Source organism: Paracoccus sp. AK26 (genome assembly GCF_011801365.1).
Lineage (GTDB): Bacteria > Pseudomonadota > Alphaproteobacteria > Rhodobacterales > Rhodobacteraceae > Paracoccus > Paracoccus aerius.
The window spans coordinates 774,221-788,430 of record NZ_CP041041.1 but is presented as its reverse complement, the minus strand read 5'-3'; the positions used below and the strand labels follow the sequence as shown (position 1 = coordinate 788,430).

General features: G+C 64.8%; 14 protein-coding genes. 6 read left to right on the top strand and 8 right to left on the bottom strand.

What is annotated here, in order from left to right:
• Positions 1–165 precede the first annotated feature (165 nt).
• The 3 genes from FIU66_RS03825 (at position 166) to FIU66_RS03815 (ending at position 1,232) form a co-directional block, all read left to right on the top strand.
• The gene (locus tag FIU66_RS03825) at positions 166–369 is read left to right on the top strand and encodes a hypothetical protein (RefSeq protein WP_370463831.1); all 204 of its coding nucleotides are present in this window, start codon (positions 166–168) and stop codon (positions 367–369) included.
• 140 nt (positions 370–509) lie between these two features.
• A complete protein-coding gene (locus FIU66_RS18105) occupies positions 510–899 on the top strand; it encodes an AAA+ family ATPase (RefSeq protein ID WP_240544728.1) in 390 nt (129 codons plus the stop codon).
• Between the two features lie 60 nt (positions 900–959).
• Positions 960–1,232: a hypothetical protein gene (locus FIU66_RS03815; RefSeq protein ID WP_167621474.1), complete on the top strand. Its 273-nt coding sequence runs from the start codon at positions 960–962 to the stop codon at positions 1,230–1,232.
• 3 nt (positions 1,233–1,235) lie between these two features.
• Here the strand turns inward: FIU66_RS03815 and FIU66_RS03810 are convergent, their stop codons facing one another.
• From FIU66_RS03810 to acs, 3 genes are all read right to left on the bottom strand, one after another.
• Positions 1,236–1,598 (bottom strand): response regulator transcription factor, encoded by a 363-nt coding sequence (locus tag FIU66_RS03810; RefSeq protein WP_167621473.1) that lies wholly within the window; start codon positions 1,596–1,598, stop codon positions 1,236–1,238.
• 67 nt (positions 1,599–1,665) lie between these two features.
• Entirely contained in the window at positions 1,666–3,465 is a 1,800-nt protein-coding gene (locus tag FIU66_RS03805) for an MFS transporter (RefSeq protein ID WP_229849317.1), read from the bottom strand.
• 194 nt (positions 3,466–3,659) lie between these two features.
• Positions 3,660–5,615, bottom strand: a complete 1,956-nt coding sequence (gene acs / locus FIU66_RS03800; RefSeq protein ID WP_167621472.1) for an acetate--CoA ligase — start codon at positions 5,613–5,615, stop codon at positions 3,660–3,662.
• A gap of 222 nt (positions 5,616–5,837) precedes the next feature.
• Between acs and FIU66_RS03795 the strand changes: the two genes are divergently transcribed.
• Positions 5,838–6,311 carry a pyridoxamine 5'-phosphate oxidase family protein gene (locus tag FIU66_RS03795; protein ID WP_167621471.1) on the top strand — a complete coding sequence of 158 codons (474 nt, stop codon included), beginning with the start codon at positions 5,838–5,840 and terminating at the stop codon, positions 6,309–6,311.
• A gap of 48 nt (positions 6,312–6,359) precedes the next feature.
• Here the strand turns inward: FIU66_RS03795 and FIU66_RS03790 are convergent, their stop codons facing one another.
• The 4 genes from FIU66_RS03790 to queA form a co-directional block, all read right to left on the bottom strand.
• On the bottom strand, positions 6,360–8,651 hold the full coding sequence (locus FIU66_RS03790) for a glycosyl hydrolase family 28-related protein (protein ID WP_167621470.1): 2,292 nt from the start codon (positions 8,649–8,651) through the stop codon (positions 6,360–6,362).
• Positions 8,652–8,760: 109 nt separating this feature from the next.
• Complete coding sequence (gene lpdA, locus FIU66_RS03785) at positions 8,761–10,152, bottom strand: dihydrolipoyl dehydrogenase (RefSeq protein ID WP_167621469.1); 1,392 nt, start codon at positions 10,150–10,152, stop codon at positions 8,761–8,763.
• Positions 10,153–10,220: 68 nt separating this feature from the next.
• Positions 10,221–11,483 carry an MFS transporter gene (locus tag FIU66_RS03780; protein ID WP_167621468.1) on the bottom strand — a complete coding sequence of 421 codons (1,263 nt, stop codon included), beginning with the start codon at positions 11,481–11,483 and terminating at the stop codon, positions 10,221–10,223.
• Between the two features lie 79 nt (positions 11,484–11,562).
• Positions 11,563–12,609, bottom strand: a complete 1,047-nt coding sequence (gene queA / locus FIU66_RS03775) for a tRNA preQ1(34) S-adenosylmethionine ribosyltransferase-isomerase QueA (protein WP_167621467.1) — start codon at positions 12,607–12,609, stop codon at positions 11,563–11,565.
• A 117-nt stretch (positions 12,610–12,726) separates the two neighbouring features.
• Between queA and FIU66_RS03770 the strand changes: the two genes are divergently transcribed.
• Positions 12,727–13,020, top strand: coding sequence for a bacterioferritin-associated ferredoxin (locus tag FIU66_RS03770; RefSeq protein ID WP_167621466.1), 294 nt, complete (start codon positions 12,727–12,729; stop codon positions 13,018–13,020).
• Positions 12,968–13,453, top strand: a complete 486-nt coding sequence (bfr, locus tag FIU66_RS03765; RefSeq protein WP_167621465.1) for a bacterioferritin — start codon at positions 12,968–12,970, stop codon at positions 13,451–13,453. The genes FIU66_RS03770 and bfr overlap by 53 nt, the downstream gene beginning before the upstream one ends.
• A gap of 32 nt (positions 13,454–13,485) precedes the next feature.
• Here the strand turns inward: bfr and FIU66_RS03760 are convergent, their stop codons facing one another.
• Positions 13,486–14,055, bottom strand: a complete 570-nt coding sequence (locus FIU66_RS03760) for a hypothetical protein (RefSeq protein ID WP_191311908.1) — start codon at positions 14,053–14,055, stop codon at positions 13,486–13,488.
• Between the last annotated feature and the right edge of the window lie 155 nt (positions 14,056–14,210).

Here is a 14,210-nt window from a genome sequence, read left to right as displayed (position 1 = left end):
GCAGGGCCGGAACCAGGGGCCGCGGGGGGTGTTGGCCAATATGCAACAGTCAGCATGAACCAGCGACGGATTTGAACCAATGCAGCTTTCAAACGTCTGGGGATTGTGTAACTGTCGCCTCGATGTTGCCGGTGACGGCAGCCTTCAACGAAACGGAGCATGATCATGACCAAATTCGCTACTTTCGCTGCCGCTCTCGGCCTGACCGCCACTTCGGCTCTGGCTGGTGGCTATGTCGCCCCCGTCGTCGACGTCGAGCCCGTCGTTGTGGAGGAGCGTCCCGCTTCGACCAACGCTGGTCTGGTTGTCCCGGCCCTGCTGCTGCTGGGCGTCATCGCCGCCGTTGCTTCGGACGACGACGACAGCTGATATCCGAAGCGGAACTCCGGTTCCGTCACGGTTTAAAGGGCTGGCCTTTTGGCCGGCCCTTTTCCATTTGCGCGCCTCGACAGGCCTGCCCTGCGGGCGTAGCATCGTCCCTGTCCGACGGTCTGCCTGCGGGGGTGATCATGCATCGCTATCTGGTCCTTGGCCTTCTGGCCTTTCCCGCCCCGGTTGTGGCGCAAACCGAGACCCAGGAAGGCCTTGGCCTGATCGAGCGGGGCCTGGGCATCATCGCCGAAAACCTGTGGACCGAATTCGGCCCCCAGCTTGACCAGTTGGGACAGGGCATGGGCAATGCGCTGACCGACCTTCGCCCGGTCCTTCAGGACCTGGCCGTGCTGGTGGACGACCTGGGCAATTACCAGGCGCCCGAGCGGCTGGAGAATGGCGACATCCTGATCCGCCGCAGAGCCGACGCTCCACCGCCCCCGCCGCTGCCCGATGCCCCTTCGGCAGACGGCGATGTAACACCCTCGGTTCCGGTGGACCCGGACCAGCCCGAAATTCCGCTATAGGCTCTGGACCCGCCCGGACCGCACGGGCTAGGCTGCGGAAAACGCAAGGGGATGAAGGACATGGGCGATTTGCTGGCGGCGCAGGCAGGCGACATCTTCCGCATCGGCCTGCTGGTGATGCTGCTGCTGACGACGCTACGCAACCGCCCCATTACCGGGATGCTGCTGCCCTTGGCTGCGGGCGCGTTGTTCGTGGCGGTCATCATCCCCATGACCGGCACCAGCCCCCGCCCCGAGCCGGTGATGCAGCAGGTTCTGGCGGGCCTTCTGGTCAATGCCGCCTATATCGCCCTGGGGCTTGGCGCATGGTCGCTGTGGACGGCGCGGCGCTGATCGTCAGCTTAGCAGGCGCGTCATCTCGGCCCGCAGTTCCGACAGTTCGAAGGGCTTCGCGATGAAGCCGTCCGCCCCAAGCGCCAGCCCGCGCCGCTTTTCGACGATGGACCCGCGCGCGGTCATCAGAAGGATGCGGACGCCCGACAGGCCCGGATCGGCGCGCAGCTTTTCCACGACCTCGTAGCCCGAGATGTCGGGCAGCATCACGTCCAGCAACACAAGATCCGGGCGCTCGCTGCGGATCGCGCTTAACGCGGTGCCGCCTTCAGCATGGCGCGAATGGACGTGGCCCTCGCGCGCCAAAAGGAACTCCAGGGCCACGGCGATGTTGTCCTCGTCCTCGACAACCAGAATGCGCGCCATGGGCCAAGCCTTCCTCTGCTAGGGGTAAAAGGCCGGACCGGGGCAACCCCGGACCGGCCGTCATCGGTCAGACGTTGTCGTCTGCGAAGATGTCCTTCTTGTGGCTGTCGTTCGGCACGAACAGGGTGCCGATGATCACCGTCATCACGGCGATCACGATCGCATACCACAGGCCCGCATAGATGTTGCCGGTCTGGGCCGAGATCGCGAAGGCAGTCGCGGGCAGCAGGCCGCCGAACCAGCCGTTGCCGATGTGATAGGGCAGCGACAGGCCGGAATAGCGGATGCGGGTCGGGTAAAGCTCGACCAGTTGGGCCGCGATCGGGCCATAGACCATCGTCACCAGAACGATCAGATAGGTCAGGATCAAAACGATCTGGATGTTCTGAGCCTTGAAGATGTCGAAGAAGTGGCTGGCCTTGGCAACCGTGGTATTGTCCGCCGCCGTCAGCGGATAACCGGCGGCGGTCAGGGCCGCGTTCACCTCGGCCGTGAAGCGTGCCTTTTCGGCGGCCAGGGCGTCGCCCGTCAGCGTGTTGCCGTCATAGGACTGCACAACGGTTTCGCCGATGCTGACCGACGCCACGGTGCCCGCCGGAGCATCCACCGTTTCCTGGACGTTGACCGATGATTTCGACAGCGCCGCCTTCAGGATGTCGCAGCTGTTGTTGAACTGCGCGGTGCCCACCGGGTTGAACTGGAACGAGCAGTCGTCGGGCGCGGCCGTGACCGTGACAGGCGTGTTCTGCGCCGCGGCCAGCGCGGGGTTCGCGACGCTGGTCAGCATCGGGAAGACCCACATGTAGGTCGCCGCAGCCAGGGCACAGCCGCCCAGGATGATCGGCTTGCGGCCGATGCGGTCGGACAGCGAGCCGAAGAAGATGAAGCCCGCGGTGCCCAGGATCAGCGACCAGGCCACGAAGACGTTGGCGCTGAACTGGTCGACCTTCACGACGTTCTGGATGAAGAACAGCGCGTAGAACTGGCCCGAATACCAGACCACGGCCTGGCCGGCCGTCAGGCCCAGCAGCGCGATCAGGGCGATCTTGCCGTTCTTCCAGTTGCCGAAGGCTTCCTTCAGCGGGGCTTTCGACTGCGCGCCTTCTTCCTTCATCTTCTTGAAGGCAGGCGATTCGTTCATCTGCAGGCGGATATACAGCGAGATCAGCAGCAGGAAGACCGAGCCCAGGAACGGGATGCGCCAGCCCCAGGCCTTGAAGGGCTCCAGCATGACCTGTGCGCCGGCGGCGTCCAGCAGCGGCTGCCCGTCCAGGCCCAGTTGCGGCACGGCGGGATAATTCGCGTTCACATAGGACGTGACCAGCAGGATCACGACCAGCGACAGCAGCAGGCCCAGCGTGGCCGTGGTCTGGATGAACGCCGTGAAATAGCCGCGCTGATTGGCCGGGGCATGTTCGGCCACATAGACCGCCGCGCCGCCATATTCGCCCCCAAGCGCCAGGCCCTGCAGCATTCGCAGCACGATCAGGATGATCGGCGCGGCGATCCCCCAGGACGCATAGCCCGGCAGAAGGCCGACCAGGAAGGTCGAGAAGCCCATGATCAGGATGGTGGCCAGGAAGGTGTATTTCCGGCCGATCAGGTCGCCCAGGGCGCCAAAGACAAGCGCGCCAAAGGGACGGACTAGGAAGCCTGCGGCAAAGGCCAGAAGCGCGAAGACGTTCCGGGTGGCCTCGGGGAAGGCGGTAAAGAACTGCGCCCCGATGATCGCCGCCAGCGAACCATACAGGTAGAAGTCATACCATTCGAAGATCGTGCCCGCGGACGAGGCCAGGATGACCTTCTTTTCCTCGGACGTCATGGGACGCGAACGGGTCGTCGCGTCGGGCGATGCATAAGCCATCATTCCTCCTCCTGTTGAACCGGCGTTGCGCCGGCATGGGATCCCATCAGGCATGGGCAGCGGGCAAGCCTTTCCCGGCCGCGTTCCGGGCCTTGCCGGAACAGCGCGCTGCCTTTTCTGTCGGGCTGGTCTTGCAGCACCCGATCCTCCTTCGGATGCCGCGCTGTCGTGGATGCAGAGGGACTAGCCCCCTTTTTTCACCCTCTGTTCATCCTGTTCTGGATGAGGTCGTCGACGACTTCGGGTTCGGCGAGGGTGGAGATGTCGCCGAGGCTGCTGTAGTCGTTTTCGGCGATCTTGCGCAGGATGCGGCGCATGATCTTGCCCGAGCGGGTCTTGGGCATGCCGGGCGCCCACTGGATCACGTCGGGCTTGGCGATGGGGCCGATCTCGGTGCGGACCCATTTCTCAAGCTCGCCGCGCAGCTCGTCCGAGGGCTCGACGCCGTTCATCAGCGTCACATAGGCATAGATGCCCTGCCCCTTCAGCGGGTGGGGGTATCCCACCACCGCGGCCTCGGCGACCTTTTCATGGGCCACAAGCGCGCTCTCGACCTCGGCCGTGCCCATGCGGTGGCCCGAGACGTTGATCACGTCGTCCACCCGCCCGGTGATCCAGTAGTATCCGTCCTCGTCGCGCCGGCAGCCGTCGCCGGTGAAGTAGTAGCCCGGATATTGCTGGAAATAGGCCTCCTGGAACCGCCCGTGGTCGCCCCAGAGCGTGCGCATCTGGCCGGGCCAGCTGTCGGCGATGCACAGGACGCCCTCGGCCGGGTTGCCGTCCTGGACCTGGGCGGTCGCGGGATCGAGGATCACCGGCCTGATGCCGAAGAAGGGCAGCGTGGCCGAGCCGGGCTTGGTTTCGGTGGCGCCGGGCAAGGGCGTGATCAGGTGGCCGCCGGTCTCGGTCTGCCACCAGGTGTCCACGATCGGGCAGCGGTTCTTGCCGATATTGTCGTTGTACCAGGTCCAGGCCTCGGGGTTGATCGGCTCGCCCACCGTGCCCAGGATGCGCAGGGACGACAGGTCGTGGCCCCCGATGGGATCGGTGCCCTTGGCCATCAGCGACCGGATCGCGGTCGGCGCGGTGTAGAACTGGGTGACCTTGTGCTTGGCGCAGACCTCCCAGAAGCGGCCGGCATCGGGCCAGGTGGGCACGCCCTCGAACATCACGGTGGTGGCGCCATTGGCCAGGGGGCCATAGACGATATAGCTGTGGCCGGTGACCCAGCCCACGTCGGCCGTGCACCAGAAGACGTCGCCGTCGCGATAGTCGAAGGTGTATTGATGCGTCATCGCGGCATAGACCAGATAGCCGCCGGTGGTGTGCACGACGCCCTTGGGCTTGCCGGTGGACCCCGAGGTATAAAGGATGAACAGCGGATCCTCGGCCCCCATGGGACGGGGCGGGCAGTCGGGCGCCACCGTCTCCATCAGCGCCTTCACATCCACGTCGCGGCCCTCGATCCAGGTGGTCTGGTCGCCGGTATGCTTGACCACCAGGCAGCGCACCCGGTCCGAGCAGTGCAGCAGGGCGGCGTCGGTGTTCGACTTGAGGTTGGTGCGGCGCCCGCCGCGCGGCGCGGTGTCGGCGGTGATCACCACCTTGGCGCCGCAGTCGTTGATGCGGTTGGCCAGCGCATCGGGCGAGAAGCCCGCGAACACGATGGAATGGATCGCCCCGATCCGCGCGCAGGCCAGCATCGCATAGGCCGCCTCGGGGATCATCGGCAGATAGATCACCACCCGGTCGCCGCGCATGATGCCCTGGGACAAAAGCACGTTGGCGAAGCGGTTCACCTTTTCCGACAGCTGGGCATAGGTGATGTGCTGGGCGGGCGTGGCGGGATCGTCGGGCTCGAAGATGATCGCGGTCTGGTGGGCGCGCTTGGGCAGGTGGCGGTCGACGCAGTTGACCGAGGCGTTGAGGATCCCGTCCTCGAACCACTTGATCGAGACCTTGCCAAAGGTGAAGTCGGTGTTCTTGACCGTGCTGTAGGGATGGATCCAGTCCAGCCGCCGCCCTTCCCGGCCCCAGAACGATTCGGGATCAGCCACCGATTCGGCGTAAAGACGCGCATAATCCCCAGGACCAACATGCGCACCCGCAAAACCCGCAGGTATCGGATGCTTTTGAATCGTTTCGGTTGTCATGGCTTCCCCTTCGCTTGACATCTGGCCGCTGGTCCTTGCCGTCTGCGCAGTCCCGGCAGCCCTTCCAGGCGCTCCCTTGAGGATGTTAATCACATCGGAAGCATTCTGTTAAGTGTTTTTATCAAAACGCTTTTTCTGTGAATTACTTGACCATTATGTTCTATGAATTGTAAATCCTTCACAACGGTTGCACAAACTTGTCCCGCGCTGCAGCCTGTCGCCATGTCACGCGCCCCGATCCAGGACAGCGACCCGCGCGCACGCGACCAGGCCCGCGACATGCTGGCCCGGATGCGTCATGCGGTGCTGGCGGTGAACGACCCGGCCACAGGTCATCCGCATCTGTCGCGCATCGCCTGCCAGGCCGATTCGACCGGCCTGCCGGTGGCGCTTTTGTCGGGACTGGCAATCCACAGCCGCGCGCTTGCCGCAGATCCGCGCGCCGCCCTGCTGCTGGATGAGCCAGGCGCGAAAGGCGATCCCATGACCTGGCCGCGCCTGTCGCTGCAGGTCATGGCCAGCGTGATCGAGGAACCGGGACAACCGCGCGACCGCTGGCTTCGCGCCCATCCCAAGGCGACCGTGTTCATCGACCTGCCGGACTTCCGCTTCTGGTACCTGCGGCCGGTGGCAGGCTTCCTGAACGCGGGCTTCGGTGCGGCTTTTCGCCTGACGCCTGCGGATCTTGGCGCATGACAAGGCCGCCGCGAGGGTTCGCGGCGGCCAGCGGTTCGGTCGAGTGACTTATTGCGGGCGGTCCATCCGCGCGTAGACCGTCACCCTGCCCCGCACCGCAGAAGGCCAGTTCAGCCGAAGCTGGCGCTTGGTCGTCCCGATCTCCGTCTGGACCCAGGGCGCCGTATCGACCCGCGCCCCCGCGGCATTGGTGATGGCCGTTTCGGCAATCACCGACTGCACCGACTTGGCCCAGCCCTTGAAGGGCAGCCCCTCGATCACCGGCAGCGTCCAACTGGTCGAGGTCGAAGTCTGGTTGTGCTGCAGCATCAGCGGGTTCGAGACATAGCTTTTCACCCCGTTGAAGGTGTTCCCCTCGAACTGCAGGTTGCGCATGTTGTTGTAGTTCAGATCCGCGACCGAGGTATCGACCCGCTCGATCCGGTCCACGTCGCCGTAAAGCGCCTTGAAGACGTTGCTGGTCACGGTCAGGCCGTGGATGAAATGGCCGGTGCCATAGGGCTTGATGGTCAGCCAGGTGAACCAGGGGGCGGTATTGCTGCACAGGCAGGTGTTGCCGTTGATCGTCAGCCCGCCGAAGCTGTACTCGTTGCCCGTGAAGTTCGGCTGCTCGCTGTGTTCGTTCGTCCATTCGATCGAGGCGTTGTCGATGTAATTGCCGTTGATCGTCGTCTGCACATTGGGCCGGGTCAGCACCAGCCCGGCATAGCGCAAGCCGTCGCCCGAGCCGTCGCCCTGGAACCAGTGGTTGCCCGAAATGATGTGCCCGCCGCCATTCGCCACCATGAAATGCGCGAAACGGACAAAGCGGTTGTCGCGCATCTTCACGTCATTGGCGTTCACGTTGATGGCCACGGTGGTGCGCTGCTGGGCGGGCAGGTCCATCTCGTTCGACAGGAACTGGCAGCGGTCCACCAGCATGTCCTGGCAGCCCCGCCCGATGGATGTGATTCCCCGGTCCCTGGGCTTGGTCAGGTAGCAGTCGCGCAGCGCGATCATTTCCCCCTTGGGCGGCAGCATGATGCCGCTGGCGACCCCTTCGCAGTTCAGGTCCAGATCGACGAAATTCAGCCGCGACACCTCGACCCCCGAGAAGTCGAACATGTAGCGATATCGTTCGAAGGAATAGCCTCGCGTCCCCGCCCCACCATGCAGCGGCTGCGACAGGGTCAAGGTGCGCGCGGCGATGTCGCGGGCGTTAACATAGACCTCGCGGCCCACGCCGGGGCCGATGACGCGGCTGCCGACCTCGATCGCGGCGACGTTGGCGACATTGGCAAGCCGCAGGGGCTGGGCCGGGTCATAGGTGCCGGTGCTGGTCCAGCGGCCAGTGTCCCAGGCAAGGCCGGCCTTGGCGCTGATGCTGCCGTTGCAGATCACGCGACGATTGGAAAAGCCGGTCAGGTCCGGCGCCAGCGCCCCCACCACCAGCGGTTCGTCGAGGTCGACCCGGCGACCGCAGAGGTCCAGCGACACATGGTCGGTATAGCCGAACAGCGCCTGCAGCGCCTTCTTCATGCCCAGCGTCTCGCTGCCGAAGGCGTCCGCATAGGTGGGGAAGTCGAAGCTTTGCAAAAACGACACCCGCGTCGAATCAGGCGTGCGAATGGTTCCCCTGAAGCGGATCGGGCTGCTGATACCCAGGTCGCCGCTGATGAAGAACGTGCCTTCCGGGACCAGGATCGACCCGCCATTCGCCGCCTGGTCGGCGGCGATGAAGGCTGCGCGGTCGTTTGTGACGCCGTCGCCCCGCGCGCCGAAGTCGCGCACGTCCACCCAGTCGATCAGCGAGGGGATGAAGGCCGACGTCACATCCTCGATCCGGATCGATTCAATGCGGAAGGCCCCGCCGTTGGCGCCCACCAGATCCAGCCCGAAATGGCCATAGACGGGGCCCGTGCCCCAGGCCATGTCCACGCCGCGGCGCGAGCCTATGCCGACGATGGCGCTGATCTCGACCACGTCGCCATAGGTGGTCAGGGGCACGGTCGGACCGACATCGACAAGCCCCGTCACCCGCGCCCGCGACCCGCTGCCCGCCCAGCCCGCGATGCGCGCCGAACACAGCGCCCCCGCCACCGCCTTGATCCGGGCCGAGACGCGCAGATAGACGCCCGGGATAATCGGCGTTTCGCCCATGAAGCGGATCGATGTCGTGGTCTGCTGCTTCATCACCTCGAGGCAGGTGCCGAAGTCCTGGTCGGCGGGCACAAGCGCCGCGTTGTCTGCCGTTCCCCAGGTGGGGCTGCCGGGCGTGCCGTCGGTGCGCGACCAGGTGGCCAGGCCGCCCCGGAAGGCGGGCGGCATCAGCAGAAGCCCGTTGGTGATTGCGATGTTCATGACCTATCTCCTTCAGCCGCGGCAGGCGCATGGGTGAAGGGATAGTTACCAAACGGTTAACGCAGGATTGACGGGGCGGGCGTTGCAGCCCCGCCCCGCGCAACGGTTTTCAGAAGTGGATCGCCCGGCCGTAAGCGTCCAGAACGGATTCGTGCATCATCTCGGACAAGGTCGGGTGGGGGAACACCGTCTCCATCAGATCCTGCTCGGTCGTTTCAAGATGGCGACCGATGACATAGCCCTGGATCAGTTCGGTCACCTCGGCGCCCACCATATGCGCGCCCAGCAATTCGCCCGTCTTGGCATCGAAGACAGTCTTGATCATGCCTTCCGGTTCGCCAAGCGCGATGGCCTTGCCGTTGCCGACGAAGGGGAAGCGGCCGACCTTGACGTCATGGCCCAGTTCCTTGGCCTTGGCCTCGGTCAGGCCGACGGATGCCACCTGCGGGTGGCAATAGGTGCAACCGGCAATGGACGACGGCTTGACCGGATGCGGGTGCCCGCCCGCGATCAGCTCGGCCACCATCACGCCTTCATGGCTGGCCTTGTGCGCCAGCCAGGGCGCGCCCGCCACGTCGCCGATGGCATAAAGCCCGTCGACCCCGGTGCGGCAGTATTCGTCGGTCAGGACATGGGTGCGGTCGATCTTCACGCCCAGGTCTTCCAGGCCGAGGTTTTCCACGTTGCCAACGATGCCCACGGCGGAAATCACCGTGTCGAAGTCCTGCGTCTCGGTCTTGCCATTGCTTTCGATATGCGCCGTCACCGTGCCGCCCTTGCGGTCCAGCTTTTTCACGGTCGCCTTTTCCAGGATCTTCATGCCCTGCTTGACGAACTGCTTCTTGGCGAAGGCGCTGATTTCCGCATCCTCGACCGGCAGGACGCGGTCCATCACCTCGACCACCGTGGTATCGGCGCCCAGTGTATTGAAGAAGCTGGCGAATTCGATGCCGATGGCGCCCGAACCGATGACCAGCAGCTTTTTCGGCATATGCGGCGGCACAAGCGCGTGCTTGTAGTTCCAGACCAGCTTTCCGTCAGGCTCCAGCCCCGGCAGTTCGCGGGCCCGCGCGCCGGTGGCAAGGACGATGGACTTGGCCGTGACCTCCTCGGCCCCCTTGTCGGTCTTGACGCTGACCTTGCCGGGGGCAACCAGCCGCGCCTCTCCCATGATGGTGGTGACCTTGTTCTTCTTGAACAGGTGGCCGATGCCGCCGGTCAGCTGCTTGGCGACGCCGCGGGACCGGGCCACGACCTTTTCCAGGTCAAAGCCGATGCCCTCAGCCGACAGCCCGAAGTCCTTGGCGCGGTGCATCAGGTGGAACACCTCGGCCGACCGCAGCAGCGCCTTGGTAGGAATGCAGCCCCAGTTCAGGCAGATGCCGCCCAGGTGCTCGCGTTCGATGCAGGCCACCTTCAGGCCCAGTTGCGCGCCGCGGATCGCGGCGACATAGCCGCCGGGCCCTGCGCCAATCACCACCATGTCGAAATTCTGGGCCATAGGTTTCCCTCGTCTGGTCACGATAGTTCAGCGTTAAACCAATCCGGCAGGGGGAACAAGCAGGCCGGTTACGCGGCGTCAGCAGCCTTGCGCTCGCCTGGGTCGGATTGCTTCTCGTCCAACGCAGCCTCGATGGCGATGGTCGTGGCGTTGGGCGTGATGACGGCGAAGTTGCCCTGCTCCTCGGGCGTCAGGGCGCGGCGGCGGGTGGTGCGCCAGCCGGCATAAACCGTCAGCAGCGCCAGCAGCAGGCCCATGTAGACCCAGAACCCGTCGGGACCGATGACCTCCATCAGCCAGCCGGTGATGACCGGACCGCCCATCGATCCGATGCCATAGATGAACAGCAGCCCGGCCGAGGCCGCCGCCATGTCCGTCTGGTCCAGGTAGTCGTTGGTATAGGCCAGCAGCAGCGCATAGATCGGGTTGACCAGCCCGCCCATCAGCGCGCCCGCGACCACCAGCCCCAGCGTGCCGGGCTGCGCGGCAAGGACCGCGACCCCTGTCGCAGCCCCGACTGCGGACAGCATCAGCACCAGCTTGCGACGGTCATAGCGGTCCGAAATCCAGCCGATCGGATACTGCATCACCAGACCGCCCGCATAGCTTGCCGCCACGAAGATCGAGATCTGGGCGACCGACAGGCCGATGGCCGCGCCCCAGACCGACGACATGCCGGAGAGAACCGCAAAGACCCCGCCGATCAGGAAGATGCCCACGCATCCCAGCGGCGAGGCGCGGTAAAGCTGCCTGAACGTCATGCGCTTGATGGTCTGGAACTGCGGCGCAGGACGCGCCGACAGAAGGATCGGCATGAACGCGAAGGACACCAGGACGGACGCGACGATGAACAGCGTGTATCCGCCCGGATCGCTGACATTCAGCAGCGCCTGCGCCGCCACAATCCCCAGCAGTTGCACGATCATGTAGGCCGACAGGGTCTGGCCGCGGTTCTCGTTCGTGGACCCCGCGTTCAGCCAGCTTTCGGCGGTAATGTAGACCCCGCAGAAGCAATAGCCGATGATCAGGCGCAGGATGGTCCACCAGATCCAGTTGGGCTCGACCGAATAAAGCACCAGCACGGACGAGATCATCGACCCGAGCGCCGCGAAGACCCGCACATGGCCCACGTTCTTGATCAGCGCCGGCACCGACAGGCTGCCCAGCAGGAAGCCCGCGTAGTAACCCGACATCGCGACCGACATCTGGAAGGTGGGGATCCCCTCGATGCCGCCGCGGATGCCCAGCAGCGTGCCCTGCATCCCGTTGCCGACCATCAGCAGCAGGATCCCCAGGAACAGCGGCCAAGTGGTTCGCAGCACAGAAAGCATCGGTCGTCTCAATTCGGATTGCGGGGGTCGGCCCCCTGTCTCGCCCATCCCGCGCAGGGGGGCCACCCGGAAAGCGACCCTATGGGATCAGCAGCGACGAATCGCCATAGCTGAAGAAACGGTAGCCCGTCCCGACCGCATGGGCATAGATTTCCCTGATCTTTTCCGGCCCCATCAGCGCCGAGACCAGCATCAGCAGCGTCGATTTCGGCAGGTGGAAGTTGGTCATCAGCCCATCGGTCACCCGGAAGTGATAGCCGGGATAGATGAAGATGTCGGTCGTTCCCTCGAAAGGCGCAACGCGTCCGTCATCGGTGGCCGCCGATTCGATCAGGCGCAGCGCGGTGGTGCCGACCGGAATGACACGGCGGCCCTCGGCCTTGGCGCGGTTGATTGCGGCTGCGGCCTCGGTGCTGACAGCCCCCCATTCGGCGTGCATCCGGTGGGTGGTCACATCCTCGACCTTCACGGGCAGGAAAGTGCCCGCGCCGACATGCAGCGTGACATGGACGAACTCCACGCCCTTCGCGGACAGGCTGTCCAGCAGGGCATCGTCGAAATGCAGGCTGGCGGTCGGTGCCGCGACCGCGCCCTGCCGGGCCGCCCAGACCGTCTGGTAATCCTGCCGGTCCTGGTCGTCCGGCGCGCGCAGGGCGGCGATATAGGGCGGCAGCGGCATCGCACCTACCTGCTGCAACGCCGCATCGAAGGCGTCGCCTTCCGCGTCAAAGCGCAGGCGCAATTCGCCCCCGGCGATATCGGCCACCTCGGCCGACAGCGCCTTGCCGAAACGGATCACCTCGCCCTCGCGCAGCTTGCGAAGGGGTTTTGCAAGCGCGCGCCAGCCGTCGGCCACGGGTTCCAGCAGCGTCACCTCGATCCGCGCCACGGCCTCGCCCTGAGGGGTGGCGCGGCTGCGGGTGCCGTTCAGCCGGGCGGGGATCACCTTGGTGTCGTTCAGCACCAGCACGTCGCCCGCGCGCAGGATGTCCGGCAGATCACTGACCCGCCGGTCCTGGATTGCGCCGCCTTGGGCCAGCAGCAGCCGGGCCGAACTGCGCGGGCGGGCCGGGCGCGTGGCGATCAGCGACGGGGGCAGGTCGAAATCGAAATCTGACAGTTTCATGGCCGCGCTTTTGCGCCCGCCGTGGCCCGACCGTCAAGACGAAGGCTGACCTAGCAAACTTGTCACCTTTACTTTTCCGACTGAAACGCTAAGTTTCGGCCAAACAGGAGCCATGCGATGATCGTCTGCCACTGCACGCAAATCTCGGATCATGAGATCAAGGCAGCCATCGACTGGATGCGGAGCGCCGACCCCCAGACCATCATCACGCCCGGCAAGATCTATCACGCCCTGGGCAAGCGGGCCGACTGCGGCGGGTGCATGCCGCTCTTTCTGGACACCATGCGTCACTGCGATAATCTGGGCGTAGCCCCGCCGATTTTGCGGGCAAAATCAGAGATCGCAAAGGAAAGCCATCATGAAGGGCGACGCAAAGGTCATCGAGTATCTCAACGCGGCGCTGCGGTCTGAACTGACCGCGGTCAGCCAGTACTGGCTGCATTACCGCCTGCAGGAGGACTGGGGCTTCGGCCGCATCGCCGACAAGTCGCGCGCTGAATCCATCGAGGAGATGAATCACGCCGATCGCCTGATCCAGCGAATCATCTTCCTGGAAGGCCATCCGAACCTGCAGAAGCTGGACCCGCTGCGGATCGGACAGAACCTGCGCGAAACGCTGGAATCGGACTTGGCGGCGGAACATGATGCCCGCACGCTGTATCTGGAAGCCCGCGAGTATTGCTCCAGCATCAACGACCAGGTTTCCAAGTCGCTGTTCGACGACCTGATCGAGGACGAGGAAGGCCATATCGACTTCCTCGAAACACAGTTGCAACTGTTCGACACGATCGGCGCCCAGAACTATGGCCAGTTGAACGCCAAGCCGGCAGACGAGGCCGAATAATCCGGCGCCGTCCCGGAAACGGGGCGGCAGCCCTAGCGGGCGATCCGGCGCAACACCGCAAAGGCCAGCAGCGACGCGATCAGCAGGGGCGCTGCATCCGGCAGCGGAACAGGCTGCAGCGGGGGCAGATGCGGATCGACCGGTTGTTCGGTGGTCGGGGGCCAGGGTTCCTTGGGCGGCTGGGGCTTGCCGGGCTCGGTGGTGGTCGGCGGGGTCACTGGCGGCTTGCCAGGCGTGACGGGCGTGCCGCCTTCTGGCGGAACCGACGATGTATCCTCGATCGGCGGCCTGCCGCCTCCGGATCCGCCGCCGCCTCCGAAGATCGGCACGAAGGGCATGGCCCAGCCCCCGCCAGGGGTGCCGGGCGTCGATGCCGCCAGAACAGCCGCGGGCGTGCCGCCGACCGGCGCATAAACATCAAGGGCCGGCAGGAAGTTGTTGTATCCAGGCGGCACCTTGCCTTCCAGGGGACTGTCGTCGCCCACGACCAGCGTCAGGTGATCCCCGTACTGGTCGCGCTGCACAACATGAACAGCGGGGCGAAAACCCATGTTCGGGAAGAAATAAAGGCATTGGTCATCGGCCGCGCAAACCGGCTGCATTGAAAAACCCTGGTCTTGCATGTCGGCAGGCCAGGATGCAGACCGCAGTTCGCGGACCCGTAAATGACACTGACAAACATCGAACACTTGTAAACAAGTCGTTCATATTCGGTCGGTGCGAGATTGGGAATATGTCCAAATGGTCAGTTATGCCG